Source organism: Microbacterium sp. PRF11 (assembly GCF_031844085.1).
Taxonomy (GTDB): domain Bacteria; phylum Actinomycetota; class Actinomycetes; order Actinomycetales; family Microbacteriaceae; genus Microbacterium.
In genome coordinates, this window is sequence record NZ_JAUZUP010000002.1 from 99,979 (window position 1) to 125,026 (window position 25,048).

The 25,048-nt window shown below is 67.0% G+C and carries 25 protein-coding genes and 2 tRNA genes; 14 read left to right on the plus strand and 13 right to left on the minus strand.

The features are described from left to right. The first annotated feature begins 31 nt into the window (after positions 1–31). Both trxB and trxA read left to right on the plus strand, forming a co-directional pair. Entirely contained in the window at positions 32–1,018 is a 987-nt protein-coding gene (gene trxB / locus Q9R20_RS06040; protein WP_311248488.1) for a thioredoxin-disulfide reductase, read from the plus strand. Positions 1,019–1,081: 63 nt separating this feature from the next. Further along, positions 1,082–1,405, plus strand: a complete 324-nt coding sequence (gene trxA, locus Q9R20_RS06045) for a thioredoxin (protein ID WP_311248489.1) — start codon at positions 1,082–1,084, stop codon at positions 1,403–1,405. Between the two features lie 174 nt (positions 1,406–1,579). On the opposite strand, the gene Q9R20_RS06050 is transcribed toward trxA, so the two are convergent. The 9 genes from Q9R20_RS06050 to rpmH all read right to left on the minus strand — a co-directional run bounded on the left by Q9R20_RS06050 (position 1,580) and on the right by rpmH (position 9,803). Then, on the minus strand, positions 1,580–1,927 hold the full coding sequence (locus Q9R20_RS06050) for a tryptophan synthase subunit alpha (RefSeq protein WP_396653667.1): 348 nt from the start codon (positions 1,925–1,927) through the stop codon (positions 1,580–1,582). Positions 1,928–1,999: 72 nt separating this feature from the next. Further along, positions 2,000–2,971, minus strand: coding sequence for a ParB/RepB/Spo0J family partition protein (locus Q9R20_RS06055; protein ID WP_311248490.1), 972 nt, complete (start codon positions 2,969–2,971; stop codon positions 2,000–2,002). Further along, positions 2,971–3,900, minus strand: a complete 930-nt coding sequence (locus Q9R20_RS06060; protein WP_311248491.1) for an AAA family ATPase — start codon at positions 3,898–3,900, stop codon at positions 2,971–2,973. The genes Q9R20_RS06055 and Q9R20_RS06060 overlap by 1 nt, the downstream gene beginning before the upstream one ends. Positions 3,901–6,750: 2,850 nt before the next feature. After that, positions 6,751–7,380: a 16S rRNA (guanine(527)-N(7))-methyltransferase RsmG gene (rsmG, locus tag Q9R20_RS06065; RefSeq protein WP_311248492.1), complete on the minus strand. Its 630-nt coding sequence runs from the start codon at positions 7,378–7,380 to the stop codon at positions 6,751–6,753. 8 nt (positions 7,381–7,388) lie between these two features. Continuing rightward, positions 7,389–7,889, minus strand: a complete 501-nt coding sequence (locus tag Q9R20_RS06070; RefSeq protein WP_311248493.1) for a R3H domain-containing nucleic acid-binding protein — start codon at positions 7,887–7,889, stop codon at positions 7,389–7,391. Between the two features lie 17 nt (positions 7,890–7,906). Next, the gene (gene yidC, locus Q9R20_RS06075) at positions 7,907–8,962 is read right to left on the minus strand and encodes a membrane protein insertase YidC (RefSeq protein WP_311248494.1); all 1,056 of its coding nucleotides are present in this window, start codon (positions 8,960–8,962) and stop codon (positions 7,907–7,909) included. A 3-nt stretch (positions 8,963–8,965) separates the two neighbouring features. Next, on the minus strand, positions 8,966–9,322 hold the full coding sequence (gene yidD / locus Q9R20_RS06080) for a membrane protein insertion efficiency factor YidD (protein WP_311248495.1): 357 nt from the start codon (positions 9,320–9,322) through the stop codon (positions 8,966–8,968). Further along, positions 9,319–9,657, minus strand: a complete 339-nt coding sequence (gene rnpA / locus Q9R20_RS06085) for a ribonuclease P protein component (protein ID WP_311248496.1) — start codon at positions 9,655–9,657, stop codon at positions 9,319–9,321. The genes yidD and rnpA overlap by 4 nt, the downstream gene beginning before the upstream one ends. 8 nt (positions 9,658–9,665) lie before the next feature. Next, positions 9,666–9,803: a 50S ribosomal protein L34 gene (gene rpmH / locus Q9R20_RS06090; protein WP_013584598.1), complete on the minus strand. Its 138-nt coding sequence runs from the start codon at positions 9,801–9,803 to the stop codon at positions 9,666–9,668. 294 nt (positions 9,804–10,097) lie between these two features. Here rpmH and dnaA point away from each other — a divergent pair, with 294 nt between their 5' ends. The 9 genes from dnaA (at position 10,098) to Q9R20_RS06135 (ending at position 20,243) form a co-directional block, all read left to right on the plus strand. Next, positions 10,098–11,519 carry a chromosomal replication initiator protein DnaA gene (gene dnaA / locus Q9R20_RS06095; RefSeq protein WP_311248497.1) on the plus strand — a complete coding sequence of 474 codons (1,422 nt, stop codon included), beginning with the start codon at positions 10,098–10,100 and terminating at the stop codon, positions 11,517–11,519. A 450-nt stretch (positions 11,520–11,969) separates the two neighbouring features. Beyond that, entirely contained in the window at positions 11,970–13,121 is a 1,152-nt protein-coding gene (gene dnaN, locus Q9R20_RS06100; protein ID WP_295836012.1) for a DNA polymerase III subunit beta, read from the plus strand. A gap of 48 nt (positions 13,122–13,169) precedes the next feature. Next, complete coding sequence (gene recF, locus Q9R20_RS06105) at positions 13,170–14,321, plus strand: DNA replication/repair protein RecF (protein ID WP_311248498.1); 1,152 nt, start codon at positions 13,170–13,172, stop codon at positions 14,319–14,321. Beyond that, entirely contained in the window at positions 14,314–14,802 is a 489-nt protein-coding gene (locus Q9R20_RS06110) for a DciA family protein (protein WP_311248499.1), read from the plus strand. The genes recF and Q9R20_RS06110 overlap by 8 nt, the downstream gene beginning before the upstream one ends. A gap of 120 nt (positions 14,803–14,922) precedes the next feature. Continuing rightward, positions 14,923–16,956, plus strand: coding sequence for a DNA topoisomerase (ATP-hydrolyzing) subunit B (gene gyrB / locus Q9R20_RS06115; RefSeq protein WP_311248500.1), 2,034 nt, complete (start codon positions 14,923–14,925; stop codon positions 16,954–16,956). 33 nt (positions 16,957–16,989) lie between these two features. Next, the gene (gyrA, locus tag Q9R20_RS06120; RefSeq protein ID WP_311248501.1) at positions 16,990–19,620 is read left to right on the plus strand and encodes a DNA gyrase subunit A; all 2,631 of its coding nucleotides are present in this window, start codon (positions 16,990–16,992) and stop codon (positions 19,618–19,620) included. Then, entirely contained in the window at positions 19,617–20,018 is a 402-nt protein-coding gene (locus tag Q9R20_RS06125; RefSeq protein ID WP_295836003.1) for a DUF3566 domain-containing protein, read from the plus strand. Before gyrA ends, Q9R20_RS06125 begins: the two co-directional genes overlap by 4 nt. Positions 20,019–20,083: 65 nt before the next feature. Then, a tRNA-Ile gene (locus Q9R20_RS06130) sits at positions 20,084–20,157 on the plus strand. Between the two features lie 13 nt (positions 20,158–20,170). Continuing rightward, positions 20,171–20,243 (plus strand) — tRNA-Ala (locus Q9R20_RS06135). Between the two features lie 44 nt (positions 20,244–20,287). On the opposite strand, the gene Q9R20_RS06140 is transcribed toward Q9R20_RS06135, so the two are convergent. Then, positions 20,288–21,550: an acyltransferase gene (locus Q9R20_RS06140; RefSeq protein ID WP_311248502.1), complete on the minus strand. Its 1,263-nt coding sequence runs from the start codon at positions 21,548–21,550 to the stop codon at positions 20,288–20,290. A 71-nt stretch (positions 21,551–21,621) separates the two neighbouring features. Here Q9R20_RS06140 and Q9R20_RS06145 point away from each other — a divergent pair, with 71 nt between their 5' ends. Next, positions 21,622–22,053 carry an NUDIX hydrolase gene (locus Q9R20_RS06145; protein WP_311248503.1) on the plus strand — a complete coding sequence of 144 codons (432 nt, stop codon included), beginning with the start codon at positions 21,622–21,624 and terminating at the stop codon, positions 22,051–22,053. A gap of 5 nt (positions 22,054–22,058) precedes the next feature. On the opposite strand, the gene Q9R20_RS06150 is transcribed toward Q9R20_RS06145, so the two are convergent. Further along, on the minus strand, positions 22,059–22,532 hold the full coding sequence (locus Q9R20_RS06150) for a YbaK/EbsC family protein (protein ID WP_311248504.1): 474 nt from the start codon (positions 22,530–22,532) through the stop codon (positions 22,059–22,061). Then, positions 22,529–23,101 carry a DNA helicase gene (locus Q9R20_RS06155; protein WP_311248505.1) on the minus strand — a complete coding sequence of 191 codons (573 nt, stop codon included), beginning with the start codon at positions 23,099–23,101 and terminating at the stop codon, positions 22,529–22,531. The genes Q9R20_RS06150 and Q9R20_RS06155 overlap by 4 nt, the downstream gene beginning before the upstream one ends. Positions 23,102–23,201: 100 nt before the next feature. On the opposite strand from Q9R20_RS06155, the gene Q9R20_RS06160 reads away from it, so the two are divergent. After that, a complete protein-coding gene (locus tag Q9R20_RS06160; RefSeq protein ID WP_058231967.1) occupies positions 23,202–23,759 on the plus strand; it encodes a peptidylprolyl isomerase in 558 nt (185 codons plus the stop codon). A gap of 18 nt (positions 23,760–23,777) precedes the next feature. After that, positions 23,778–24,704 (plus strand): rhomboid family intramembrane serine protease, encoded by a 927-nt coding sequence (locus Q9R20_RS06165; protein WP_311248506.1) that lies wholly within the window; start codon positions 23,778–23,780, stop codon positions 24,702–24,704. Positions 24,705–24,755: 51 nt separating this feature from the next. On the opposite strand, the gene Q9R20_RS06170 is transcribed toward Q9R20_RS06165, so the two are convergent. Further along, positions 24,756–24,995: a cell division protein CrgA gene (locus Q9R20_RS06170; RefSeq protein WP_295838746.1), complete on the minus strand. Its 240-nt coding sequence runs from the start codon at positions 24,993–24,995 to the stop codon at positions 24,756–24,758. Positions 24,996–25,048 lie beyond the last annotated feature (53 nt).

Genomic DNA, 25,048 nt, shown 5'->3' on the forward strand with positions numbered 1-25,048 from the left:
CCGACGGAATCAACGAGAGGAAGGCGCAACCGTGCGTCACGTCATCATCATCGGATCGGGCCCGGCCGGCTACACGGCCGCCATCTACGCCGCCCGAGCCAACCTCGAGCCCCTCGTCGTCGCGAGCTCCGTCGAAGCCGGCGGCGACCTCATGAACACGACCGAGGTCGAGAACTTCCCCGGGTTCCCCGACGGCATCCAGGGTCCCGACCTCATGGCGAAGATGCAGGCGCAGGCCGAGCGTTTCGGTGCGAAGGTTCTGTACGACGACGTGGTGTCGCTCGAGCTCGACGGGCCCGTCAAGAAGGTCACGCTCGGCAGCGGAAAGGTCGAAGAGGCCGTTTCGGTCATCTACGCCACCGGCTCCGCCTACCGCAAGCTCGGCCTCGAGGGTGAAGACCGACTGTCGGGTCGCGGCGTCTCGTGGTGCGCGACGTGCGACGGGTTCTTCTTCCGCGACCGCACGATCGCGGTCGTCGGCGGCGGAGACTCGGCGATGGAAGAGGCCAACTTCCTCACCAAGTTCGCGTCGAAGGTCTACGTGATCCACCGCAAGGACTCGCTGCGCGCGTCGAAGATCATGCAGGAGCGCGCGTTCGCGAACCCGAAGATCGAGTTCATCTGGAACAGCGCCGTCGACGAGATCCTCGGCGACGAGGCGGTGAACGGTGTGCGCCTGCGCTCGACGGTCGACGACTCGACCCGCGAGCTGCCCCTCGATGGTCTCTTCGTCGCGATCGGCAACGACCCGCGCACGCACCTCGTGCACGACAAGCTCCAGCTCACCGACCAGGGCACCATCTGGGTCGACGGCCGTTCGTCGCGCACGTCGGTGGAGGGTGTCTTCGCCGCCGGCGACGTCATCGACCCGACCTACCGCCAGGCCATCACCGCGGCGGGAAGTGGAACCGTCGCCGCTCTCGACGTGGAGCACTTCCTCGCCGCCCGCGGCGAGGCCGGCGAGCCCGCCGTCGCCGAGAGCCCCATCGAGGGTCTTCCCGACGCCGCGGTCGTCTGAGGAACAAAACCGGGCTCACCGGCGTTTTCATCAACTGACGCTCTCATCTAAGGAGAAATAGCAATGACTGCCAAGGCGACGACCTCCGCAACGTTCGAGCAGGACGTCCTGCAGGCCGACGGACCCGTTCTCGTGGACTTCTGGGCCGAGTGGTGCGGACCGTGTCGTATGGTCGCTCCCGTCCTCGACGAGATCCAGAGCGAGAACGCCGACAAGATCACCGTCCTCAAGCTCAACGTCGACGAGAACCCCGACCTCGCGATGAAGTACCAGATCACGTCCATCCCCGCCATGAAGGTGTTCCACGGCGGCGAGGTCAAGACGACCATCATCGGCGCAAAGCCCAAGTACGCGCTCGAGCAGGATCTCGCCGCATTCCTCGGCTGACATCTGCTCCCATGAAGGCCCCGACGCTCCGGCGTCGGGGCCTTCATGCGTTCACCGTCCGGAGGAGAGAAGCCCGTCGGAACCGGGCTAGAGAGGACGGGGTGCCGTGACCTCGGCGCCGTCGCTGCGCCGCTCTGTGCGGCCCGCAGAGCGCCTGCAACGGGATGCGGGCGATCAGGAGGCGTCGAGGCGAACGGAGGCGTCCCAGCGGCGGTGTGGCTCTTCCTCGCCAAGGATGCGCCACACCGCCCGCGTGAGCGGGGGATAGTCGAGAGCGATCTGCCGCAGGACGCGGTAGTTGCGGGAACGATTCGGGCGGACGCCGCCGTTCTCGGAGATGTTCTCGGCCCGCAACGTGAGCACGACGAGCTCGTCGACCGAGGGAAGATCTTCCATGAAGTCCCACGGGTCTTCACCACCCCGGAGGCGTTCGTGGATCAGCACGGCCAGTTCGTCGGACGCCTCGGCGCGCAGAAGCTCGAGGCTGGCGCGACGGCGCGGGCTGTCATCGTTCGCTGTCACCATTCCAGCGTACGTCGACCCACCGACACCGAGGGCGCCGAACGGTTCGCTGTCCGCGAGATGGACCCGGGATCAGCCCGTGTAACCTTCTTCACCCAGCACCGCGAGGATGCGATTCAGGTCCTGTACCGTCGCAAAATCGATGCTGATCTGGCCTTTTCGCGCTGTGAGAGACACTCGCACCTTGGTGTCGAAGCGATCTCCGAGACGCTCGGCGACTTCGTCGAGCCCCGAGCGCTGGCTGCCGGCCCGCGGCTTCTGCCGGACCGGCGCGACGCCGGGCATCTTGGCCGCCGCTTCCGCGGCGCGCACCGACAGATCTTCGTTGACGATCTTGTCGGCGAGTCTCTGCATCTCTTTCGGGTCATCGAGCGACAGGATGGCCCGCGCGTGACCCGCGCTCAACACGCCCGCGGCCACGCGCTGCTGCACCGGCACCGGCAGCTTCAGCAGACGGATGGTGTTGCTGATCTGCGGCCGTGACCTCCCGATGCGGGTCGCCAGCTCCTCCTGAGTGATCCCGAAGTCTTCGAGTAGCTGCTGGTAGGCGGATGCCTCTTCGAGGGGATTCAGCTGAGAGCGGTGCAGATTCTCGAGCAGCGCGTCGCGCAGCAGGAACTCGTCTTCGGTTTCGCGAACGACAGCCGGGATGGAGTCGAGACCCGCCTCGCGCGAGGCACGGGTGCGTCGCTCACCCATGATGAGCTCGTACGTGCCGTCGCCCTTGTCGCGGACGACGACAGGTTGCAGAACACCAAACTCGCGCACTGAATGGACGAGCTCGGCGAGGTCGTCGGGGTCGAAGTGCGTGCGCGGTTGTCGCGGGTTGGGGACGATCGTCTTGGGGTCGACCTGGATTAACCGCGCACCGGGCACGGACACGAGCTGATCATCGACGGCGGCGGTGTCGATCTCGGGGGACGCCTCCGTCTTCTGTGCCGTGGAGGCACCGGGGAAGAAGACGTCGACGGGCCGCGACTCCGACGGTTCTGCGGTGGGGATGAGGGCGCCGATCCCGCGGCCCAATCCAGTCCTTTTAGCCATCAGGAGCCCTTCTTCGTGGTGTCGCGTGCGACGATTTCGACCGCGGCTTCGCGGTAGGCGATGGCGCCCGCCGATTGGCCATCGTACGCGATCACCGTCTGCCCGAAGCTCGGCGCCTCCGAGACGCGGACCGACCGTGGAATCACCGTGCGCAGCACCTCGTGCGTGAAGTGCGAACGCACCTCATCGGCGACCTGCTGCGCGAGCCGGGTGCGACCGTCGTACATGGTCAACAGAATGGTCGACACGTGAAGCCCGGGATTCAGATGCTTCTGGATCATCTGCACGCTGCCGAGCAGCTGACTCAGACCCTCCAGGGCGTAGTACTCGCATTGAATCGGGATCATCACCTCGTCGGCCGCGGTGAATGCGTTAATGGTCAGCAAGCCGAGGGAAGGCGGGCAGTCGATGATGACGAAGTCGAGATGCGCCGTGTCATCGGCGGACAGGTAATCGCGCAGCGCACCGCGGAGGCGGTGCTCTCGAGCCACCTGGGAGACCAGCTCGATCTCCGCTCCCGCGAGGTGGATCGTGCTGGGCGCGCACAGGAGGTTCGGTGACTCCGGGCTCTCCTGGACGATGTCCGCGAGGGGGAACTCATCGATGAGCACGTCGTAGACACTAGGGGTCTCTGCGTTGTGCGCCACGCCCAGCGCCGTGGACGCGTTGCCCTGCGGATCGAGATCGATCACCAGGACGCGGGCACCTACGGATACGAGAGCAGCAGCGATGTTGACCGCGGTGGTCGTCTTGCCGACGCCGCCCTTCTGGTTCGACACTGTGAAGACACGCGTGCTTCCGGATAGCTCCACCTGGCTAGCCTCGAGGGCGCGGCGTCGCGCTGACAGATCCGCGATTTCTCGAGCGATGGGGGAGTCGTCGAAAGAAGACGATGCAGCCGTCTCACCAGACTGTTTCACGTGAAACACCTTCCACCGTCGCGAACGCCACCAGTCTACCCGGGCGGTCTGACATCACCCGCGGACGCGGAGACTCGCCTCACGGGTTGCGTTGAATTGAGGGTCTGCCGAGCCGGCGTCGCCTTTGTTTCACGTGAAACACATGGATCTCCTGGGTCGCGATGGCGACGAGAATCCTTGGATTCTGCCAATTCAGCTGGAGTGACTGTGGGGTCCGGATGCGTCCGCGTGCGCGGCCGCCTCGCTGCAGGCGAGGTGTTTCACGTGAAACGCTCCCTTTGCACAGTGCGGCCTGCGACGTGTGCGATGAATGGGTGTGCAACCACCTCCGCTCCGAGTGGAGCCGTCATAGCGGTGAAGGATTGTCTCGATGGCCTTCACGCGCCCGGGCCAGCGTGATGTTTCACGTGAAACGCGAGCACTGCCAGATGCTCGTCGTGGAATGGGGTAGCGCTGGCGTGCTCCCGCAGGGACGACGCCACGTTGCCCCCTTTGCTCTCACGATCGCTGCGCTCTCCACCACTGCGTGAGAACGTGTGGGGCCGGCACAGAGCACCCAAGCCATGTCGGCGCACTCTCCACCTGACACGGCCCACGACGGACCCGAATGGACGAAATATGGCACCTCCGTGCGGCTTGCCCTTGTGTAGAACGTGCTGCCGCGTCCAAGCAGGGACGAGCCACCGAACCGGCCAGCGCGCTTGTCACGGCGAGAAGCACCGCCGCTGGTTCGACCCACCAGCGATGAGCAAGGGAAACCCGCAACCACTGTCCATCTCTGTTCACACCTCGGCGCCATTGCCGTCGTGGGGGAGTGAACGCCGGCTCTGTCATCACTCATGATGGATGTTGCACGTGAAACGTCCACGCACTGTGCTGCCTGCCCGATCGCGTCGAGTACTGACGGGAGGCGGCGGCCCCACGCGACTGGGCACACCGTAATGCCGAGGCGGACGGGACCTCCCCGCCTTGAGATAGGGCGTCGTGCAGACTTGGCATCCGCGCCGCACGCATTCGAGAAGCTCTGAACGGGTTTCCACGGCCCGCCCGGCCCTTTCCTAAGATCCCGCCCAGGGGCCGCAACAACAATCGCAGGTTGGTATGGCGGGGTACATCAGCAACTCGCCGAGGTGCGATGTTGCGCCAGCCAGGCGTGGTGCAGCTTCGACGACGCGACCGCCACCCTCCATCCACCGACGGGCGGAGCTTCGCAACTGCCCTTTCGTTGCGATCGAGGGAGTACTCCGGATGGAATGGCCTGCCTGCACGCGGGGGAGCGCCCCTGGTGCTGAGCAACGGAGGCAAGCGGGCCCGAGGTCGGGCCCTGTACTCGCGTCAACGACGAAGGCCGACCCATTGCCCCTCCTCTCGATAGCCGCACATGCAGTGGTACAAAGCGGGATTGACGACAGCACGACCCACCACCCGAGCACGCGCGGCTCAGCGACACCGGCGGTGAAGATGGAAGTTGCCCATGCCACGGGCTACCTGGCGAACCGCGCGTTCTCATCCGAGCCGATGGGCCCTTCCGAATTCGTATCCCGACGATTGCCGAATCTCCCCGCGTGACGCAACGCGCTGGATCGATTCGACTCTGTCCACTGTCCGTCGCGGCTCCGACGGTCCTTGGACCATGTCGGGACTGCGCAGTTCCGACAGGAGACCTGCGCCGCAGCGTTTCACGTGGAACAGCAGTCCCTCTGCTACCGAACGCTGCGCGTCGCCTCCCTTCTCCGCGCTCGCGCACCAGCACCCAAGCGTCTCGCGTCTAGGGCGCCTTGGAACGGTTGCGATAACGCAATCGACCCCTCGCGCCGACCAGGAAATGCATACGCAAATCGCATTCGACGAGCCCGGTGTTTCACGTGAAACACCGATCACTCACAAGCCAGCCCGACCACGGCTATCCGTAGCTCGGTAGGGGGCGACCTCCACACGGACTCGAGACTGCACCGCCCGTCACGGGACGATCGGACGATACCGAGCCACATCCTCCTCAACTCCGACATCGAGCCACCGTAGGCCTCACTGTCCTCCCGAACCCTCGTGAGGCAGCAGACCGAGGGCCGACGCGGACCGCCCCGCTTCGCATACGCGTCCGAGACCCGTCGATCCGCGAAGATCGAGCGCCTATGGATCACGCAGCCGACTCAGCGTCTTGCTCGCGGTTGACCCGTCCGAGGGGGCGGGTCGCGCTGGACGGGGTATTTCGGCGGAACGAGGACAACGGGAACGATGAGCAGCGGCGCAAACCGGAGGGGGACACGGCGAGCAAAGGTCAACCCAGGGGACGAGCCCGCCGAATCGGCGTCACGACGACCAGACCCCACTGTGCGAAGAGGCCGTTCGGGCGAGTCATGCGCGTACGAGCCGGGAGGACGTCGTCCTGGTATCCGTCGCGTCAGCTGACACCCGCTCGAGGGTCGCGCGGAACCGGGACCGGCCAACGGCCATTCATGACAAGCGCCACCTCCGGGGCGCGCAGCAGCTGCCGTGCGATTACAGGGCACGAGCTCATAACCCCGTGCTCCACCCCGCACTCAACGTCGTAGGCCGGCGGTCACTCGAAGGACGGTGTTGTACGAGACGACCACGTTCCGTCGCGCCGACCCATCGGACCCTCAGCCATCGGAGCAACCGGGTCGTCGCTGCACACGCTGCGACCTTCGTCGTCTGATCGACCCACCGACCGTGAACCATCCCCCACCCCACGCTGTCTGGAGGCGAGCCGCCGGCATCCGACGATGCGGGGCCGCCACCCGTGCTTGCGCGGGATCTCGAGCCCACGCGCCGAGTTACGGACCGTCCGCTCTCGACCGTCTCAGGCGCGACCGGTCGCGGCAGGTATACATGCTAAGGTCAGCGGGCCACGGTAGCGAGGAACACGCGCGTCGGTTCCTCCAGCAGTCCCTCACCGACGACCTCGACCGACACGTCCTCCAGCCCGTACTTTCGCACCTGCTTCGCGGCCGCGTCGATCTCAGCCGCCACGTTGGCTCCCTTGAGAAAAACCAGCTTCCCGCCCGGGCGAACCAGCGGAGCGGTGAACGGCAGCAGCGTGCGCAGAGCGCTCACCGCACGCGCCGTGGCCACGTCGAACACTCGCCCATGGGGCCACTCCTCCCCACGCATCCGCGCGACCGTGACGTTCTCGAGCGCGAGCTCGTCGACCTGCTCGGAAAGCCACTGCGTACGTCGCTCCATCGGCTCGATCAACGTCCAGTCGACGTCGGGACGAGCAATGGCGAGCACGAGTCCGGGAAGACCCGCTCCCGAGCCCACGTCGACGGCACGCCCCGTGAAGAACGGCGCCGCGATCGCGCTGTTGAGGATGTGTCTGGTCCACAGGCGCGGGAGCTCCAGCGGACCGATCAGTCCACGCTCCTCGCCGTGCGCGGCCAGGTTAGCCGTGAAACGCCGTGCCAGCTCAAGACGGTCACCGAAGAGCACGGCTGCGGCAACGGGCTCCGCTTCGAGTTGTTCCGGCACGGTAGGGCTCAGCCGCGTCGCAGAACCGTGTGACGGTCTGCGCCCTCGCCGAACGACTCGGAGGAGTACCCGCGATCAGCGGCGATGTCGTGCACGAGCTTGCGCTCGTAGCTCGACATCGCCGGCAGCGACGCCTGCGACGCACCCTCTTCGAGCCGGGAGATCGCCCGGTCGACGAGGGTCTCCAGCTGCCGCTGGCGCGCGTCGCGCGAGCCGCCGATGTCGAGGATGAGGCGCGAGAACCGCCCTGTCGAGTTCTGCACCGCCAGCCGCGTCAGCTCCTGCAGAGCCTGGACGGTATCCGGGTGCGACAGGGCCGACAGCGAACCGGCGTCGTCGGCTTCGACCGAGACATACGCGCGGCCGGCGCGCACGTCGAGGGCGAGATCGCCGTCGATGTCGGCGATGTCGAGCAGTCCCTCGAGGTAGTCGGCGGCGATGTCGCCTTCCTGCTCGAGCTGCTCGTCGGTCGCGGCGGTCGGTTCGGCGATCTGATCGGACGTCGTCATCGTGATCTTCCCAGGGGTCAGGAGGCGGGGGAGGACCCGGGGTTCCCCGCGGCTCCGCTGTTCTTCGTGGACTGCTTCTTGGCGCGCTGCTTGCCCACCGGCTGCTGACGCTTCGGAGCTGCGGCGCGAGCGCGCTCGGCCTCTTCCAGGAGGCGCTGCTGCTCGGCCTGGTACTTCTCGATCGGCACGACCTTGCCCGACGAGTCGATGGCCTTGCCCTTGCGCGCGAGGCGCTCCTCGCGCGCCTTGGCGGCGTCGGAACCGGGCGTCGGCATCTCACGGATGACGATGAACTGCTGCACCATCGTCCACAGGTTGCTGACGAACCAGTAGATGACGACGCCGAGCGGGAAGAAGACACCCGAGAAGATGAAGGCCAGCGGCAGGATGTAGAGCATGATCTTCTGCATCTGGTACGCCTGACCGGTCTTGGCCTCGGGCGACAGGTTCTTCGAGATGATCTGCAGCTGGGTGAAGAACTGCGACGCGATCATGAGCACGACGAGCGTCAGCAGGATCGCGACGGTCACCTGACCGTCGGCCTGACCCCACGCGGTGACGAGGTTGACGTGCATGGATGCCACGTCGAACAGTCGCGCGTCATAGAACTCGCGGGTGAGCTCGGGGGTGAGCAGACCGACGCCACCCTGATTGCTGTTGGCGTGCTTCGACACGTCGTTCAGCACGCTGAAGAGTGCGAAGAAGATGGGCATCTGCACCAGGAGCGGCAGGCAGCTCGACACCGGCGTGGTGCCGTGCTTCTTGTACAGCGCCATCGTCTCGCGGCTCATGGCCTCGCGGGAGAGCTGGTCGCGCTTGCCCTTGTACTTCTCCTGGACCTTGCGCAGCTCCGGAGCGATCTCCATCATCTTGCGCTGGCTCTTGATCTGCTTCACGAAGAGCGGAATCAGCGCGGCGCGCACGATGAGCACGAGACCGACGATCGACAGCACCCAGGTCAGACCGGCCGCGGGCGGCATGCCCAGCGCGGTGAAGAGCGCGTGCCAACCGACGAGCACCAGCTCGACCGCCCATTTGAGCGGCCAGAGGACGATTCCAATGAGATCCGGCACGGATCAGTCCTTTCGGGAGGGCACGACGAAGCCGTGCCGAGTGAGGTCGTGGGGGAAGGCCCGATGAGGACGGACGTCGTCGATGCCACCCTGAGCCCAGGGATGGCAGCGTGCGAGACGGGCGGCGGTGAACACGACGCCCTTCACGAGTCCGTGCTGCTGCACGGCGCCCACCGAATAGGCGGAGCAGGACGGGTAGTACTTGCACACGTCGCCGTAGACGTGCGAGATCGTCGCCCGGTAGGCGTGCAACAACGCGAGCCCGGCGTTGCGCGGGAGCAGGGGGACGGATGCCAGGACTCCGTCGACCGTGAGACGGGCGGTGCCCGTCGCCGACGCGGGGAGTGTGGACGTGCTCATGCCGAAGCTTTTCGTTCGAGACACCGCACGACGTCTGCTCGGAGCGTCGCGTAGTCGACGGTCGCGGCCGAGGGGAGTGCGCGGATGACGATCGAGGCGCCCCCGCGGATGGACGGGAGCGCCTCGGCGCACACCGCCTTGAGGCGGCGGCGAATGGTGTTGCGGATGACCGCGGAGCCGACCTGTCGGCTCACGATGAAGCCGAAGCGCGGGGATTCGGTCTCAGCCGACGATCCGACATAGGTCACGGTGTGCGCTCCGGCACAGCGAGAGCCCCGTCGGACTGTGGCTTTGTACTCCGATCCGCGGGTGAGTCGGTTCGGCTTCGCGAGCACCTGGTGGGTCAGGCCGAGAGCTCGGTGCGGCCCTTGGCGCGACGCGCGGCGAGGATGCCGCGGCCGGCGCGGGTGCGCATGCGGGCACGGAAACCGTGCTTCTTGGCACGACGACGGTTGTTGGGCTGGAAGGTGCGCTTGCTCATGGGTCACTCCGGAGGTGGTGTCGCCCGATGCTCTTCTGCCGGGGACGGGGTCGGGACTGCCGTATAGGCATAAGTCAACCGACTAAGGCTACGTCGCGCGCGGCGTTAACTCAAACCGAGGACGCGACCGCCCATTATCCCCAGGTGTTGTCCACAAGCGTGGCAAAGACACGCGGCCGGGTCCTACAGTGGATTTTGCTCCGCGAGAGCCGCGAACTAGCGTGGCCCCGGAAGTTATCCACAGGTTCGACGCGACACGTCGATCACCCGTCGCGTCTAGATCCCGGAGGGGATATGTCTTTGCACGAAGTACCGGATGTCCCCGTCTGGTCGAGTGTGCTGGACCATCTTCTCACCGACGACCGCGTCACTCCGCAGCTCCACGGCTTCCTCAATCTGGCTGTTCCGCAGGGCGTGATGGGCGGAACGCTCTACCTCGACGTGCCGAACGACCTCACCGCCGCGCAGTTCAACAAGCGCATGCGCGCGCCCATCCTCGAGGCCCTCTCTCAGGTGCAGGGCTCCGACCCCGAGGTGGCGACGTTCCGCGTCGTGGTGAACCCCGACGTGGTCGAATCGCACCGACCCCCCGCTCCGCGCGTGGAGCGCACGCCGGCGGCCGGCGTCTCGGTCCCCCCGAGCACCGTCGAGGCCGAGCCCGAACCGATCGTCCCCGCTTCTCGCAATGACACGCGACTCAACCCGAAGTACACCTTCGACAACTTCGTCATCGGCCAGTCCAACCGCTTCGCGCACGCGGCGGCCGTCGCGGTGGCCGAGGCGCCCGCCAAGGCCTACAACCCGCTGTTCATCTACGGCGACTCGGGTCTCGGCAAGACGCACCTCCTCCACGCGATCGGCGACTACGCCGCGAGCATGTACGCCGGCATCCGGGTGCGGTACGTCTCGAGCGAGGAGTTCACGAACGACTTCATCAACTCGATCGCGAACAACCGGGGCTCCGCTTTCCAGGCCCGCTACCGCGACGTCGACATCCTGCTGATCGACGACATCCAGTTCCTTCAGGGTCGGGCCGAGACGCAGGAAGCGTTCTTCCACACCTTCAACACCCTCCACGACCACGACAAGCAGGTCGTGATCACGAGCGATCTGCCGCCGAAGCAGCTGACCGGTTTCGAAGACCGCATGCGCAGCCGGTTCGAGTGGGGCCTCATCACCGACGTCCAGGCGCCCGACCTCGAGACGCGTATCGCGATCCTCCGCAAGAAGGCGCAGAGCGAACGCCTCCTCATCCCCGACGATGTGCTCGAGTACATCGCCACGGTGGTGTCGTCGAACATCCGCGAGCTCGAGGGCGCGCTCATCCGAGTTTCGGCGTTCGCGAGCCTCAACCGCTCGACCCTCGACATGTCGCTCGCCCAGACGGTGCTGCGCGACATCATCGACCAGGACGACGCGAACGTCATCTCGCCGACCGACATCATCACGGCGACCGCCCAGTACTTCAAGCTGTCGGTCGACGACCTGTACGGCTCCAGTCGATCGCAGGCGGTCGCGACGGCGCGACAGATCGCGATGTACCTCTGCCGGGAGCGCACGAGCCTGTCGCTGCCCAAGATCGGTCAGTTGTTCGGCAACCGCGACCACACCACCGTCATGTACGCCTACAAGAAGATCAGCGACCTCATGAAGGAGCGGCGCTCGATCTTCAACCAGGTGTCGGAGATCACCAGCCAGCTCGGACGCATGCGCTGAAAGCCGTTCTCCGAAGGGGGTTCGTTCACATCCGTGAGCGAACCCCCTTCGCGTTTTCTCGCCCGGAACAGCGGTCTACGGCCCCTGAGGACCACTTTTCGACGAGGTTCTTCACAGTGTGGAAAACCTGTGGATAACTCGGATTTGCTGCGGATGACCTGTGCACGGACGCGTTAACTCTGTGGAGGAGCGGTCGACGCGGTCGTCGGCCGGAGCTGTTAACCGCCCAGCTTCTCCGCAACGCGTCCACAGTTACCAGCGGCCGCGATCCCTGCTGTTAACACGCATCGCGACAGTTATCCACACTCTCCACAGCGGTTAACAAGATGAAGACCATTTCCCGTTGTTAAGAGAGATTCGATGACCTCGCCGTGCGGCGGCGGCTCGACGGACCCGCGTGGGAGTGGGCACTAGCATGGGTAAGCCATACCCGCCGTCAAGGGAGCGTCCGTGAAGTTCCACGTCAATCGCGATGTGTTCAGCGAAGCCGTCTCGTTCGTGGTCAAGCTCCTGCCTCAGCGCAATCCCCAGCCGATCCTGGCCGGTGTGCTCATCGAGGCCGGCGAACAGGGACTCACCCTCGCGGCCTTCGACTACGAGGCATCCGCGCGCACGACGATCGAGGCGACGGTCGACGAGCCCGGCACGATCCTCGTCCACGGCCGCCTCCTCAGCGACATCGCCAGCCGTCTGCCGAACGCTCCGATCCAGATCGCGGTCGACGACGACGGCGGCATTCTGCTCACCTGCGGTTCCGCGCGGTTCACGCTCGCGTCCATGCCCGTGCAGGAGTACCCGGCCATCCCCGAGGTCACCGGTGAATCCGGCCTCGTCCCGGCCGACGAGTTCGCGACGGCGATCGCGCAGGTCGCCTTCGCCGCGTCCCGCGACGACGTCACCCCGGTTCTCACGGGCGTGCAGCTCGAGGTCACCGGCACGCAGCTGAGCCTGGTCGCCACCGACCGCTACCGCGTGGCCCTCCGCGAGATCCCCTGGGACGGTGGCGCGGCGGCATCCGATGAGCCCACGTCTGCCCTCGTTCCGGCGCGCACCCTGCAGGAGGTCGGCAAGACCTTCGCCCACGGCGGCGACATCTCGATCGCCTTCTCGGGCTCAGGCGACCGCGAGATCATCGCGTTCTCGTCGGGTAACAAGACCGTCACGTCGCTGCTCATCAAGGGCAACTTCCCGCCCGTGCGCCGCCTGTTCCCCGCGCAGACCGAGCACCACAGCGTGGTGAACACCGCCGAGCTGGCCGAGGCCGTCCGCCGCGTCGCCCTCGTGCTCGACCGTTCCGCGCCGCTGCGTTTCAGCTTCGGCCCCGAGGGCGTGTCGATGGATGCCTCGGGCACCGAGCAGGCTCGCGCGACCGAGTCCGTCGATGCGACCCTCGTCGGCGACGAGGTCACCCTGGGCCTCAACCCGCAGTACCTCCTCGAGTCGCTCGGGGCGGTGCGCAGCGAGTTCACGCGCATCACGTTCACCTCGAGTGACAACGCCAACAAGCTCAGCCCCGTGCTGGTGACGCCGCAGACCTCGGTCGACAAGGGTGGCGAGGGTTCGTTCAAGTACCTGCTGCAGCCCAACCTCCTGCTGCGCTGAGTACGCGCTCCCGGCGGCGATGTCCGACCCGGCGGGTAGTCTGACTCGGTGATCGTGGAGCAGCTCGGACTGAAGGACTTCCGCAATTACGCGGGCGCCGACGTCACGCTCTCCGCCGGCGCCAACGTGTTCGTCGGCCGCAACGGTCAGGGCAAGACCAATCTCGTCGAGGCCGTCGCCTACCTCGCCACGCTCGGCTCGCACCGGGTCTCCAACGACGCACCGATGGTGCGCGACGGAATGGATGCCGCGATCGTGCGCGCGCGCCTCGCCCACGGGGAGCGCAGCGTGCTTCTCGAGCTGCAGCTCAACCGGCAGGGCGCCAACAAAGCCCGCGTCAACGGCGTCAACGTCCGCACCTCCGAGCTCCCGCGCTACGCGCAGGTCGTGTTGTTCGCTCCCGAAGATCTGCAGATCGTGCGGGGCGACCCCTCGTCGCGGCGGCGGTTCGCCGATCAGCTGATCGTCCAGCGCACCCCGCGCATGGCGGCCGTCCTCGCCGACTACGACCGCGTGCTGCGTCAGCGCAGCGCGCTGTTGAAGTCGGCTCGCGCCCGCGGGGTCCGTGGGGACGCCCTCAGCACCCTCGACGTGTGGGACGACAAGCTCATCACCCTCGGGACCGAGGTCATCGAGGCCCGGCTGGCCCTGGCATCCGATCTGTCCGAGCCGGTGGCACGCGCGTACGCCGCCATCGCGGGCGCCGACCATGAACCCCGCCTGTCCTGGGCGCTTTCGCTCGGCGGCGGCGACCCCGAAGAGGGCGACGACGTGAACGACGGGGCCTCGGGCCCCCTCGCTGAGCAGTTCCGCACCGCTCTGGCCGCTCGTCGCTCGGCCGAGCTCGAGCGGGGGCTCACGCTCGTCGGTCCGCACCGCGACGACCTCGTGCTGCGCGTGCGCGGGCTGCCGGTGAAGGGCTACGCCTCGCACGGCGAATCGTGGTCGGTGGCGCTCGCGCTCCGGCTCGCCTCGGCCGAGCTGCTGCGGGCGGAGTCTCGGCTGGGCGACCCCGTCCTCATCCTCGACGACGTGTTCGCCGAGCTCGACGCCGGTCGACGCGTGCGACTGGCCGAACTCGCCGCCGGCTACGAACAGGTCATCGTGACCTCCGCGGTCGAAGAAGACGTGCCCGACGGACTGCGGGCGCACGTCGTGCGCGTCGAGGCCGGCCAGATCAAGGACGCCGTCGATGGCTGACGAGGCCGAGCTGCCCGAGACGATGGCCACGTACCTGCGGCTGCGCGGCCTCGAGCCCTCGCCGTACCGCAAGAAGAAGCGCCGACGACGCAGCGACGACGGGGAGAACGCGCCGTTCTCCCCGGGGCGCGATCCCCGCGGCCTCGGTGACGTGCTGTCTTCGCTCACCCGCTCGGCGGGCTGGGAGCCGCAGCTCTCCCGCGAAGACCTCGTCCGCACGTGGGACGAGGTGGCCGGGGCGGACACCGCCGCGCACACCCGGCCGGTGGCTCTGGATGCCGGAACCCTCACGGTCCAGGCGGACTCGACGGCGTGGGCCAAGCAACTGCAGCTGATGCGCGCGCACATCCTGTCGGAGATCGTCCGGCGCTTCCCCGAGGCGGGGGTCGAGGCTATCCGCTTCGTGGGCCCCGACGTCCCCTCGTGGAAATGGGGGCCCAGAGCCGTTCCAGGCCGCGGTCCGCGCGATACCTACGGTTAGGCCATGGTCGATCCCGGCTCGACACGATTTATCCCCGTGTAGAGCCGCACACGGCATTTGGAGGGGCCTCGCGCGATAGGATGGAGGTTCCGACGAACCGATTCTGGAGCGCGCGTACCCATGACGTCCGAAAACCCCGACAGCGTTTCCGAGGAACCCGAAGCCACCGCCGCGAAGGTTCCCAACGAGTACGGGGCAGACGCCATCCAGGTGCTCGAAGGTCTCGAAGCCGTCCGCAAGCGCCCCGGCATGTACATCGGCTCCACCGGTGAGCGCGGCCTGCACCACCTCGTGCAAGAGATCGTCGACAACTCCGTCGACGAGGCCCTCGCGGGCTACTGCGACACGATCGACGTCACGATCCTCAGCGACGGCGCCGTGCGCGTGATCGACAACGGCCGTGGCATCCCGGTCGACATGCACCGCACCGAGGGCAAGTCCACGGTCGAGGTCGTGCTGACCGTGCTCCACGCCGGTGGCAAGTTCGGTGGCGGCGGGTACGCCGTGTCGGGTGGTCTGCACGGCGTCGGCTCGTCCGTCGTGAACGCCCTGTCGACGCGTCTCGAGGTCGAGGTGCAGCGCCAGGGTCACGTGTGGCGGCAGTCGTTCCGCAACGGCGGTGTGCCTCTCGCCCCGCTCGAGAAGGGCGAGGAGAGCGAGAAGACGGGCACGTCGATCACTTTCTGGCCGGATGCCACGATCTTCGACACCATCGACTTCGACTACGACACGCTGCGCACCCGCTTCCAGCAGATGGCGTTCCTCAACAAGGGACTGCGCATCAGTCTGCGCGACGAGCGTCCGCAGTCGGTCATCACCGAGGGCGAGCCGGGCGAAGAGGTCACCGAGGCGCGCCACGATTCCTTCCTCTACGAGCGCGGTCTCGTTGACTACGTCGAGCACCTCAACCGCGTGCGCAAAGCCGACGTCGTCAACGACGAGATCATCGAGGTCGAGTCCGAGGACACCGAGCGCAAGATCGCGCTCGAGCTGGCGATGCAGTGGACCACCGCGTACACCGAGAACGTCTTCACCTACGCCAACACCATCAACACGCACGAGGGCGGAACCCACGAAGAGGGCTTCCGAGCCGCGCTGACGACGCTCGTCAACCGCTACGCCCGCGCGAACAACCTCCTCAAAGACAAAGACGACAACCTCACCGGCGACGACATCCGCGAGGGTCTCACCGCGGTCATCTCGGTCAAGCTGTCGGAGCCGCAGTTCGAGGGTCAGACCAAGACCAAGCTCGGCAACACCGAGGCCCGCGCCTACGTGCAGAAGGTCGTCGGCGACAAGCTGGGCGACTGGTTCGACCGCAACCCCGCGCAGGCCAAGAACATCATCCGCAAGGCGATCGATGCCGCGACGGCCCGCCTCGCGGCGCGCAAGGCGCGCGAGACCGCACGTCGAAAGAGCGTGTTCGAGTCGGCGGCGATGCCCGACAAGCTCAAGGACTGCACCTCGAAAGACCCGTCGATCAGCGAGATCTTCCTCGTCGAGGGAGACTCGGCCGGCGGTTCCGCGGTGCAGGGGCGCGACCCCCACACCCAGGCGATCCTGGCGCTGCGCGGCAAGATCCTCAACGTCGAGCGCGCGCGTCTCGACCGCGCCTTGGGCAACAAGGAAGTCCAGGCGATGATCCAGGCCTTCGGCACGGGCATCGGCGAGGACTTCGACATGGCCAAGGCGCGGTACCACAAGATCGTGCTGATGGCCGATGCCGACGTCGACGGCCAGCACATCACCACGCTGCTGCTGACGCTGCTGTTCCGCTACATGCGCGGACTCATCGAGGCGGGCTTCGTCTACCTCGCGCAGCCGCCCCTGTACCGCCTGAAGTGGTCGAACCACCCCCACGAGTACGCCTACAGCGACCGCGAGCGCGACGCCATGCTCGTCGACGGTCAGGCCTCCGGGCGCCGCATCCCCAAGGACAACGGCATCCAGCGCTACAAGGGTCTGGGCGAGATGAACGACCACGAGCTGTGGGAGACGACGATGGACCCGCAGACGCGCACGCTCAAGCAGGTCACCATCGACGACGCCGCGGCGGCCGACGAGATCTTCTCGGTGCTCATGGGCGAAGACGTCGAGTCGCGTCGTAGCTTCATCCAGCGCAACGCCAAAGACGTCCGCTTCCTTGACATCTGATCTCGCACGACGCATTCACGGAACTGAGAAAACATGGCTGACGACATCACGCCCGAGCCCGAAGACGTCCGGGGCGAGCCCGAACACGACCACGGCAAGATCGACCAGGTCGACCTCCAGCTCGAGATGCAGCGGAGCTACCTCGACTACGCGATGAGCGTCATCGTCGGGCGCGCCCTGCCCGACGTGCGCGACGGTCTCAAGCCCGTGCACCGCCGGGTCATCTACGGCATGTACGACGGCGGGTTCCGTCCCGACAAGTCGTTCTCGAAGTGCGCCCGCGTCGTCGGCGAGGTGATGGGTCACTATCACCCGCATGGTGACGCGCCCATCTACGACGCCCTCGTGCGTCTCGTGCAGCCGTGGTCGCTGCGCTACCCCCTCGCCCTCGGCCAGGGGAACTTCGGCTCGCCCGGCAACCAGGGGGCCGCAGCTCCCCGGTACACCGAGACGAAGATGGCTCCGCTCGCGCTCGAGATGGTGCGCGACATCGAAGAAGAGACCGTCGACTTCCAGGACAACTACGACGGCCAGACGCAGGAGCCCACGGTCCTGCCCTCGCGCTTCCCCAACCTGCTGGTCAACGGCTCGGTCGGTATCGCCGTCGGCATGGCCACGAACATCCCGCCGCACAACCTCCGCGAGGTCTCCGCCGGCGCGCTCTGGGCCCTCGAGAACCCGGATGCCACCCGCGAGGAGCTGCTCGAAGCGCTCATGGAGCGCATCCCCGGCCCCGACTTCCCCACGCGTGCCCAGATCCTCGGCACCCGCGGCATCAAGGACGCCTACCGTACCGGTCGCGGCTCGATCACGATGCGCGCCGTGGTCAACATCGAAGAGATCCAGGGCCGCACGTGCCTGGTGATCACCGAGCTGCCCTATCAGGTCAACCCCGACAACGTCGCGGTCAAGATCGGGGATCTCGCGCGCGAGGGGAAGATCACGGGCGTCGCCGACATCCGCGACGAAAGCTCCGGCCGTACCGGCCAGCGCCTCGTCGTCGTGCTCAAGCGCGACGCGGTCGCGAAGGTCGTGCTGAACAACCTGTACAAGCACACCCAGCTGCAGGAGAACTTCGGCGCCAACATGCTGGCGATCGTCGACGGCGTGCCACGCACGCTCTCGCTCGACGGCTTCATCAGCCTGTGGATCGATCACCAGGTCGAGGTCATCGTCCGTCGCACGCGCTTCCGCCTGCGCAAGGCCGAAGAGCGCATGCACATTCTGCGCGGCTACCTGAAGGCGCTCGACGCCCTCGACGAGGTCATCGCTCTCATCCGTCGGTCGCCCACGGCTCAGGATGCCAACGAGGGCCTGCAGAAGCTCCTCGACATCGACGAGATCCAGGCGCAGGCGATCCTCGACATGCAGCTGCGTCGACTCGCGGCGCTGGAGCGTCAGAAGATCGTCGACGAGGCCACCGAGCTCGAGGCCCGCATCGCGGACTACAACGACATCCTCGCCACCCCCGCCCGTCAGCGCACCATCATCCGCGACGAGCTCACGGCGATCACGGACCGCTTCGGCGACGACCGCCGCACCGAGATCCTTCACGGCTTCGACGGTGACGTCTCGATCGAAGACCTCATCGCCGAGGAGGAGATGGTCGTCACCGTCACCCGTGACGGCTACATCAAGCGCACCCGCAGCGACAACTACCGCTCGCAGCACCGCGGCGGCAAGGGCGTCAAGGGCGCGCAGCTGCGCGCCGACGACGTGGTCGAGCACTTCTTCGTCACCACGACGCACCACTGGCTGCTGTTCTTCACGAACAAGGGCCGGGTCTACCGCTCCAAGGCCTACGAGGTCCCGGAGGCGGGCCGGGATGCCAAGGGCCAGCACGTCGCGAACCTCCTCGCGCTGCAGCCCGACGAGGAGATCGCGCAGATCCTCGACATCCGCGACTACAACGTCGCGACCTACCTCGTCCTCGCCACCCGCAATGGTCTGGTCAAGAAGACCCGCCTCGACGAGTACGACACCAACCGCCAGGGCGGTGTCATCGCCATCAAGCTCCGCGGTCAGGTCGTGGAAGAGGGTGAAGAGGCCGAGCAGGGCAGCGCAGACGAGTTGGTCAGCGCGATGCTCGTCGACGAGGGCGACGACATCCTCCTCATCAGCCGCCTGGGCATGTCGCTGCGCTTCTCCGCGACCGACAGCGCGCTGCGCCCGATGGGACGCTCGACGTCGGGCGTGAAGGGCATGGACTTCCGCGAGGGCGACAACCTGCTGTCGGCATCCGTGGCCAAGGACGACGAGTTCGTCTTCGTGGTGACCGAGGGCGGCTACGCCAAGCGCACCGCGGTGACCGAGTACCGCATGCAGAACCGCGGCGGACTGGGCATCAAGGTAGCCCGTCTGACCGACGATCGCGGTGTCCTCGCGGGCGGAATGATGGTGTCCGAGACCGACGAGGTCCTTGTGGTTCTTGCCAGTGGCAAGGTGGTACGCTCTGCCGTGGCCGAGGTGCCCGCGAAGGGACGCGACACGATGGGTGTCGTCTTCGCCCGCGCAGGAGGCGACGACAAGATCATCGCGATCGCTCGTAACGCCGAGCGGAACCTGGCCGAGACGACGGAGACGACCACGGAGCCCGCCGCCATCCCCGCGGACGAGGCCGACGCCTCCGCTCCCGAGACCCCCGAGGAAAGTACTGACGCATGAGCACGGTAGCCGACAAGCTCGCCAAGAAGTCGACTCACAAGACCCCTGCCAAGCAGGTGCGTTTGCGCCTGGTCTACATCGACTTCTGGTCGGCCGTGAAGTTGTCGTTCCTGGCGGCGGTGGCCATGGCGATCGTGACCGTGGTGTCGTACTTCCTCATCTACCTCGTCGTCAGTGCCACGTTGATGACGAAGCTCGACGAGTTCTTCACCAGCTTCACCGACGGCGGGGCGACCCTGTCGCAGTACATCGGTCTCCCGCAGGTCATGGCGTTCGCGGCCATCGTGGCGATCCTCAATCTCGTCGTGGTGACGGTGCTCGGCGCGGTGATGGCCGGCATCTACAACCTCGCGGTGAAGGTGACCGGCGGTCTGCTCGTCGGTTTCACCTCGAACTGACGCCGATTCGTCAAAACCTCGCGAGTCCGGTAAAGTCTTCGAGGTTGACATCACGTCAGCGAGACGGGGCTATAGCTCAGGCGGTTAGAGCGCTTCACTGATAATGAAGAGGTCCCAGGTTCAAGTCCTGGTAGCCCCACCCCTTCCCTCGCGGGGCCTTAGCTCAGCTGGTAGAGCGCCTGCTTTGCAAGCAGGATGTCAGGAGTTCGAATCTCCTAGGCTCCACATCACGAAGACGAGAAGCCGGCCCTCGGGCCGGCTTTTCGCGTTCACCGGGCGGTCGATCTCCGTCCCCGCCGCAGGAGCACGACGCAAGCCCCCAGAAGCACCGCACCGCTGACGGCGAGGACGGTGTCGAGGCCGTCGATGGTCACCGCGAAGGTGGGCGCGAAGACGCAGAGCCAGGCCGCGGCGATGACTGCCGCCGAGGGGGCCGCGCCGACGTCGCCGAGCCGTTCGAACCGGACGAGCAGGAGGGAGGCGAGCCACAGCACGGCCAGGACCGCGATGAGCAGGACCGGGCGCGTGGCCCACCACATGGGACTCGCGGGTGTCGGGGCCCCGCCGGGGATGAGCAGCGCGACACCCGACAGCAGCAGGATCACCGGCAGGTGCCACAGGTAGACCGTCATGAGGCGCGAGCCGATGACGAAGACGATCGCCCGGGCGATGCGCGTGCGCATCAACGCGGTGAGCGCGGGTTTGGCCAGCCGCAGCAGACAGGCCTGCGCGACACCCAGGAGCACGAGGGGGAGGGTCGGGGGGTTGAGGTTCGCGAGCATGTTCGGCGAGTACGGGCCCCATGTCACGCTGCCCCACAGCGCGAGATAGCTCACCACGGCGATCGCCGCGAGAACCGCGGCCGAGCGACGATCGAACCACCCGTCGCGGTACCAGAACCCCAGCTGCTGTACGAGTGGCCAGACGAACAACAGGTTCAGGTACCCGAGCTGATCGACTCCCGTCGAGAACCGGAGTGCGTCCACGACGACGACCGCACCCAGGAGGACGACCAGCGTCCGACGGGGAGCCGTGGCATGGGCGCGAGCGGCGAGCGGGACGACCGCCTGGCAGAGCACGTACGCGGCGAGGAACCACAGCGGCATCCCGACTCCCACCGCGGCCGAGTCGGCGAGCGATGCCGGCAGGCCGAGCGCCGAGGCGGCCACGAGGAGGACGGCGACGAACACGAAGAGCGCGAGGGCGGGCTGTGCCAGGCGGAGGATGCGCGACCGCACGAATCCGCCGGCGTCACCACCGCGAGCCGTCCACGACGCCCACCCCGCGGCCGACGCGAACCCTCCCACGACGAAGAACAACGGCATGATCTGGCCCACCCACGTGGCCGCGTCGAACCAGGGCTGCTCCTCGGCGGGGCGGTTGGTCACGATCGTGCCGTCGGGTCCGTAGCCGACGCCGACCTGCAGCAGATGGACGATGACGACGAACACGACCGCCGTCACCCGGGCGAGATCGAGCGTGAGGTCGCGCTGCGACAGGGCAGCGGGGGAGACGGTGCCGCGGTGACTCATTCCCCCATCGTGGCAAGACCGACGCGTATCCGCGGGGTCGACGCGGGTGAATCTGTCGCTAGAGTCTGGTCATGGACATGCGGGTCGCCGCGTACGCCGTCATCACCGACGCCGACGACCGCGTGCTGCTCGCGCACTGGATCGACGGTCGTCGTGCGGCGTGGACGCTGCCGGGCGGCGGACTGGAGCCCGGGGAAGATCCCGCCGACGCCGTGCGCCGCGAGGTCCGGGAGGAGACCGGGTTCCGGGTCACGGTGGACGAGTTGCTCGGCATCCACTCCCGGGTCATCCCGGCGCAGGCGCGGCTGGCCGACGATGCGTCCGGCCCGCTGCACGCCCTGCGCATCGTGTACCGCGCGAAGGTGGTCGGCGGACGGCTGCGCAACGAGGTCGACGGGTCGACCGACCGGGCGGAGTGGTTCACTCTGGCCGCCACCCGTCGGATGCGACGGGTTCAGCTGGTCGACATCGCGTTCCGGATGGCGGGTCTACGCAGCGGGTGAGCCCGTCAGGCGCGCTCGGTGGTGATGTCGGCAACGATCGCGCCGTAGACGCGGATGAGATCGTCCGCCTCGACGAACAGGCTGTAGCCGTGCGCACCGGCGCCCATCGCGACACGGGTGCCGACGATGCGTTCGTCGGCGTAGACCGGCCAGTCGGTCGTGCTCCCGATGGGGACGATCGTGCCGCGCTCGTAGCCGGTCGCGGCCAAGGCGAGCTGGGGCTCGGGCAGTCGCAGCTTGTTCACCCCGACCACGGCCCGCAGCTTCGGCCATGAGATCGCACGATCGCCGGGGACCAGCGCGAAGAGATAGGTGTCGTCGGAGCGCTTCACCACGAGCGTCTTGACGATGGATGCCGGCGGGATGCCGAGCAGCTCGGCCGCCTCATCGAGGCTCGACGCCGCGGGTCTCTCCCGCACATCGACGGAGAGGCCGCGCTCGCGCGCGGCCTCTCTGACTCTGCTGGTGGGATCGCTCACGCGTCGGGCGCGCGCAGCGGGTCGTCGGCGACCCACAGCTCGTCGTCGGCACGCAGCGTCTGCCACGCGGCATAGGCGACACCGGCCGCAGCCACGACGCCCAGGATGATGGCGATGACGCCACCTGCGCCGATGCCGTCGTGCTGCGAGGGGAGCTTCTTGCCCAGGCGCTTGGTGGCCTGCTTGCCGTACTTCTCGGCACGCTTCGCGTACTTGTGGGTGTCGAGCTCGAAGCCCTTGCCCTTCGCGAGGCGGGCACGGGTGTCGCCCGCGGCATCCCAGACCGACAACGCCCCGCCGACCACGGCCCCTGCTGCGGGGACGACCTTGTGGCTGAGGAAGCGGTTGCTGGCCTTCACGCTCTTGTCGACGTACGGCGCGGCGTACTTGCTGTAGCCGTCCTGCACGGCGGGGACGAGGTCTTCGCGGCTGAAGCGACCGAGCTGGTGGCCGGCTTCGCGAGCGACCTTCCCGCTCTCGCCCAGCAGCACCTGCTGCGACTCCCACACCTTGGCGGCGTGCTTCTGGAGCTTGCGCAGTTCCTTCTTGCTCTTGCGGCTGAGGCCCACGGCTCATCCTCCCTGTCGATGGGATGTACGTCCGTTCATCTTGCCAGAACGGCCCGCCGGCGCCGCCGACCCTTGCAGATAACTCTGAGAGAATGTACCCATGGCCAACCACACCGCCGTCGCGACCCTGCACACCAACCACGGCGACATCGTCGTCAACCTGTTCGGCGACCACGCGCCGCGCACCGTCCGCAACTTCATCGGTCTGTCCGACGGATCGCAGGAGTGGACGAACCCGGCTACGGGTGCCAAGGGTGAGGGTCCGCTCTACAAAGACGTCATCTTCCACCGCATCATCCCCAACTTCATGATCCAGGGCGGTGACCCGCTCGGTCAGGGCATCGGCGGTCCCGGTTACAACTTCAATGACGAGATCAGCCCCGAGCTCGACTTCACGCAGCCCTACAAGCTCGCGATGGCCAACGCCGGTCTCCGCCGCAACGCCATCACCGGCCAGCCCGAGGGCACCAACGGCTCGCAGTTCTTCATCACGACCGACCCCACCCCGTGGCTGCAGGGCAAGCACACGATCTTCGGCGAGGTCGCCGACGACGACTCCAAGGCCGTCGTCGACAAGATCGCCTCCGTCCCCACCGCTGCGGGCGACCGCCCGATCGAGCCCGTCGTGCTCCAGTCGGTCGACGTCGTCTCGGTCTGACCACCCAGGCGGCGGCGGGTGTCCACCACTGAGGAGTTCCGTCGCAACAGCGACAACTTCTGCTACCGGCATCCCGACCGGCAGAGCTTCGTGCTGTGTCAGCGGTGCATGCGCACCGTGTGTTCGGAGTGCCGCACCCCCGCCGCCGTCGGCGTCATCTGCCCCGAGTGCATGGCGCGACAGGCCGCCGCGCAGACCCCGGCGCAGAAGAAGGCGCAGCGGCGCTGGGCCTCTCGGCCCCTGGTGGCGGTCTCCTCCGACCGCCCGAAGATGACCCTCGGCATCATCGCCGTCACGGGTCTGGCGTACATCGTCGGCCTCATCCCGGGCGCGGGCGGCATCCTCACCAGTGCCCTGGCGTTCAACAGCGTCTTCCTGCTCCCGCAGACGGGCCTCATCGAGCCGTGGCGTCTGTTCACGGTCGCGCTCGTGCACAGCGGCTTCTTCCACGTCGCGCTGAACATGCTGGCGCTGTGGTTCATGGGGCGCAGCCTCGAGCCCATGCTCGGCCGCGCCCGGTTCCTCGTGCTCTACCTGCTCGGCGCCCTCGGCGGCTCCGTCGCCGTCGCGCTCCTCGCCCCGGGCGTGTGGACGGTCGGCGCGTCGGGAGCGATCTTCGCGCTCTTCGGTGCGCTGCTGGTGATCGGGCGCCACATCGGCGCCGACATCAGGGTCATCGGGATCCTGATCGCGATCAACTTCTTCTGGCCGTTCGTGATCGCCGGGATTGGCGCGATCGGCTCGGGGAACTTCGCCGCGTCGCTGGCCAACGTCGGGATCTCGTGGCAGGCGCACCTCGGCGGCCTTCTCACGGGCGCGCTCGTCGGCCTCATCTACGCGCGGACGCGCGCGGCGTCGCAGAAGGGTCTGCAGATCGGTCTGCTGATCGCCCTGGGCGTCGTGCTCGTCGCCCTGCTCGCGATCCCCGCCGTGGTCTACTACTGAGAGTTATCCACAGCCTCATCCACAGGTGGGGATGAACTACACGGGTGTAACTCAGCGCCACCGGGTGGTCATGAGGAAGCCCACGAAGGCGATACCGAAGCCGATCACGAGATTCCACGCACCGATGCCGGGGATGGGGAACTGCGAGGTGCTGAGGTAGAAGACCAGCACCCAGATCAGACCGATCAGCATCAGCCCGATCATGATGGGCAGAAACCACACCGGGTTCGGAGCCGAGCCACCGTCGTTGCGTTCAGCGATCGGGTCGTCGCCTTTGCCAGTTCGAGCCATGCCGCACAGTCTAATGCTCAGGTGCAGGCGAACCCACGGAACTAGACTCCGTA

Coding starts and splice junctions, on each gene's coding strand:
- yidD (WP_311248495.1), bottom strand. CDS start 9,322: ATGAGCACGTCCACACTCCCCGCGTCGGCGACGGGCACCGCCCGTCTC.
- Q9R20_RS06055 (WP_311248490.1), bottom strand. CDS start 2,971: ATGGCTAAAAGGACTGGATTGGGCCGCGGGATCGGCGCCCTCATCCCC.
- gyrA (WP_311248501.1), top strand. CDS start 16,990: ATGGCTGACGACATCACGCCCGAGCCCGAAGACGTCCGGGGCGAGCCC.
- Q9R20_RS06125 (WP_295836003.1), top strand. CDS start 19,617: ATGAGCACGGTAGCCGACAAGCTCGCCAAGAAGTCGACTCACAAGACC.
- dnaA (WP_311248497.1), top strand. CDS start 10,098: ATGTCTTTGCACGAAGTACCGGATGTCCCCGTCTGGTCGAGTGTGCTG.
- Q9R20_RS06170 (WP_295838746.1), bottom strand. CDS start 24,995: ATGGCTCGAACTGGCAAAGGCGACGACCCGATCGCTGAACGCAACGAC.
- Q9R20_RS06110 (WP_311248499.1), top strand. CDS start 14,314: ATGGCTGACGAGGCCGAGCTGCCCGAGACGATGGCCACGTACCTGCGG.
- trxA (WP_311248489.1), top strand. CDS start 1,082: ATGACTGCCAAGGCGACGACCTCCGCAACGTTCGAGCAGGACGTCCTG.
- Q9R20_RS06160 (WP_058231967.1), top strand. CDS start 23,202: ATGGCCAACCACACCGCCGTCGCGACCCTGCACACCAACCACGGCGAC.
- gyrB (WP_311248500.1), top strand. CDS start 14,923: ATGACGTCCGAAAACCCCGACAGCGTTTCCGAGGAACCCGAAGCCACC.
- Q9R20_RS06140 (WP_311248502.1), bottom strand. CDS start 21,550: ATGAGTCACCGCGGCACCGTCTCCCCCGCTGCCCTGTCGCAGCGCGAC.
- rpmH (WP_013584598.1), bottom strand. CDS start 9,803: ATGAGCAAGCGCACCTTCCAGCCCAACAACCGTCGTCGTGCCAAGAAG.
- Q9R20_RS06145 (WP_311248503.1), top strand. CDS start 21,622: ATGGACATGCGGGTCGCCGCGTACGCCGTCATCACCGACGCCGACGAC.
- Q9R20_RS06070 (WP_311248493.1), bottom strand. CDS start 7,889: ATGACGACGTCCGATCAGATCGCCGAACCGACCGCCGCGACCGACGAG.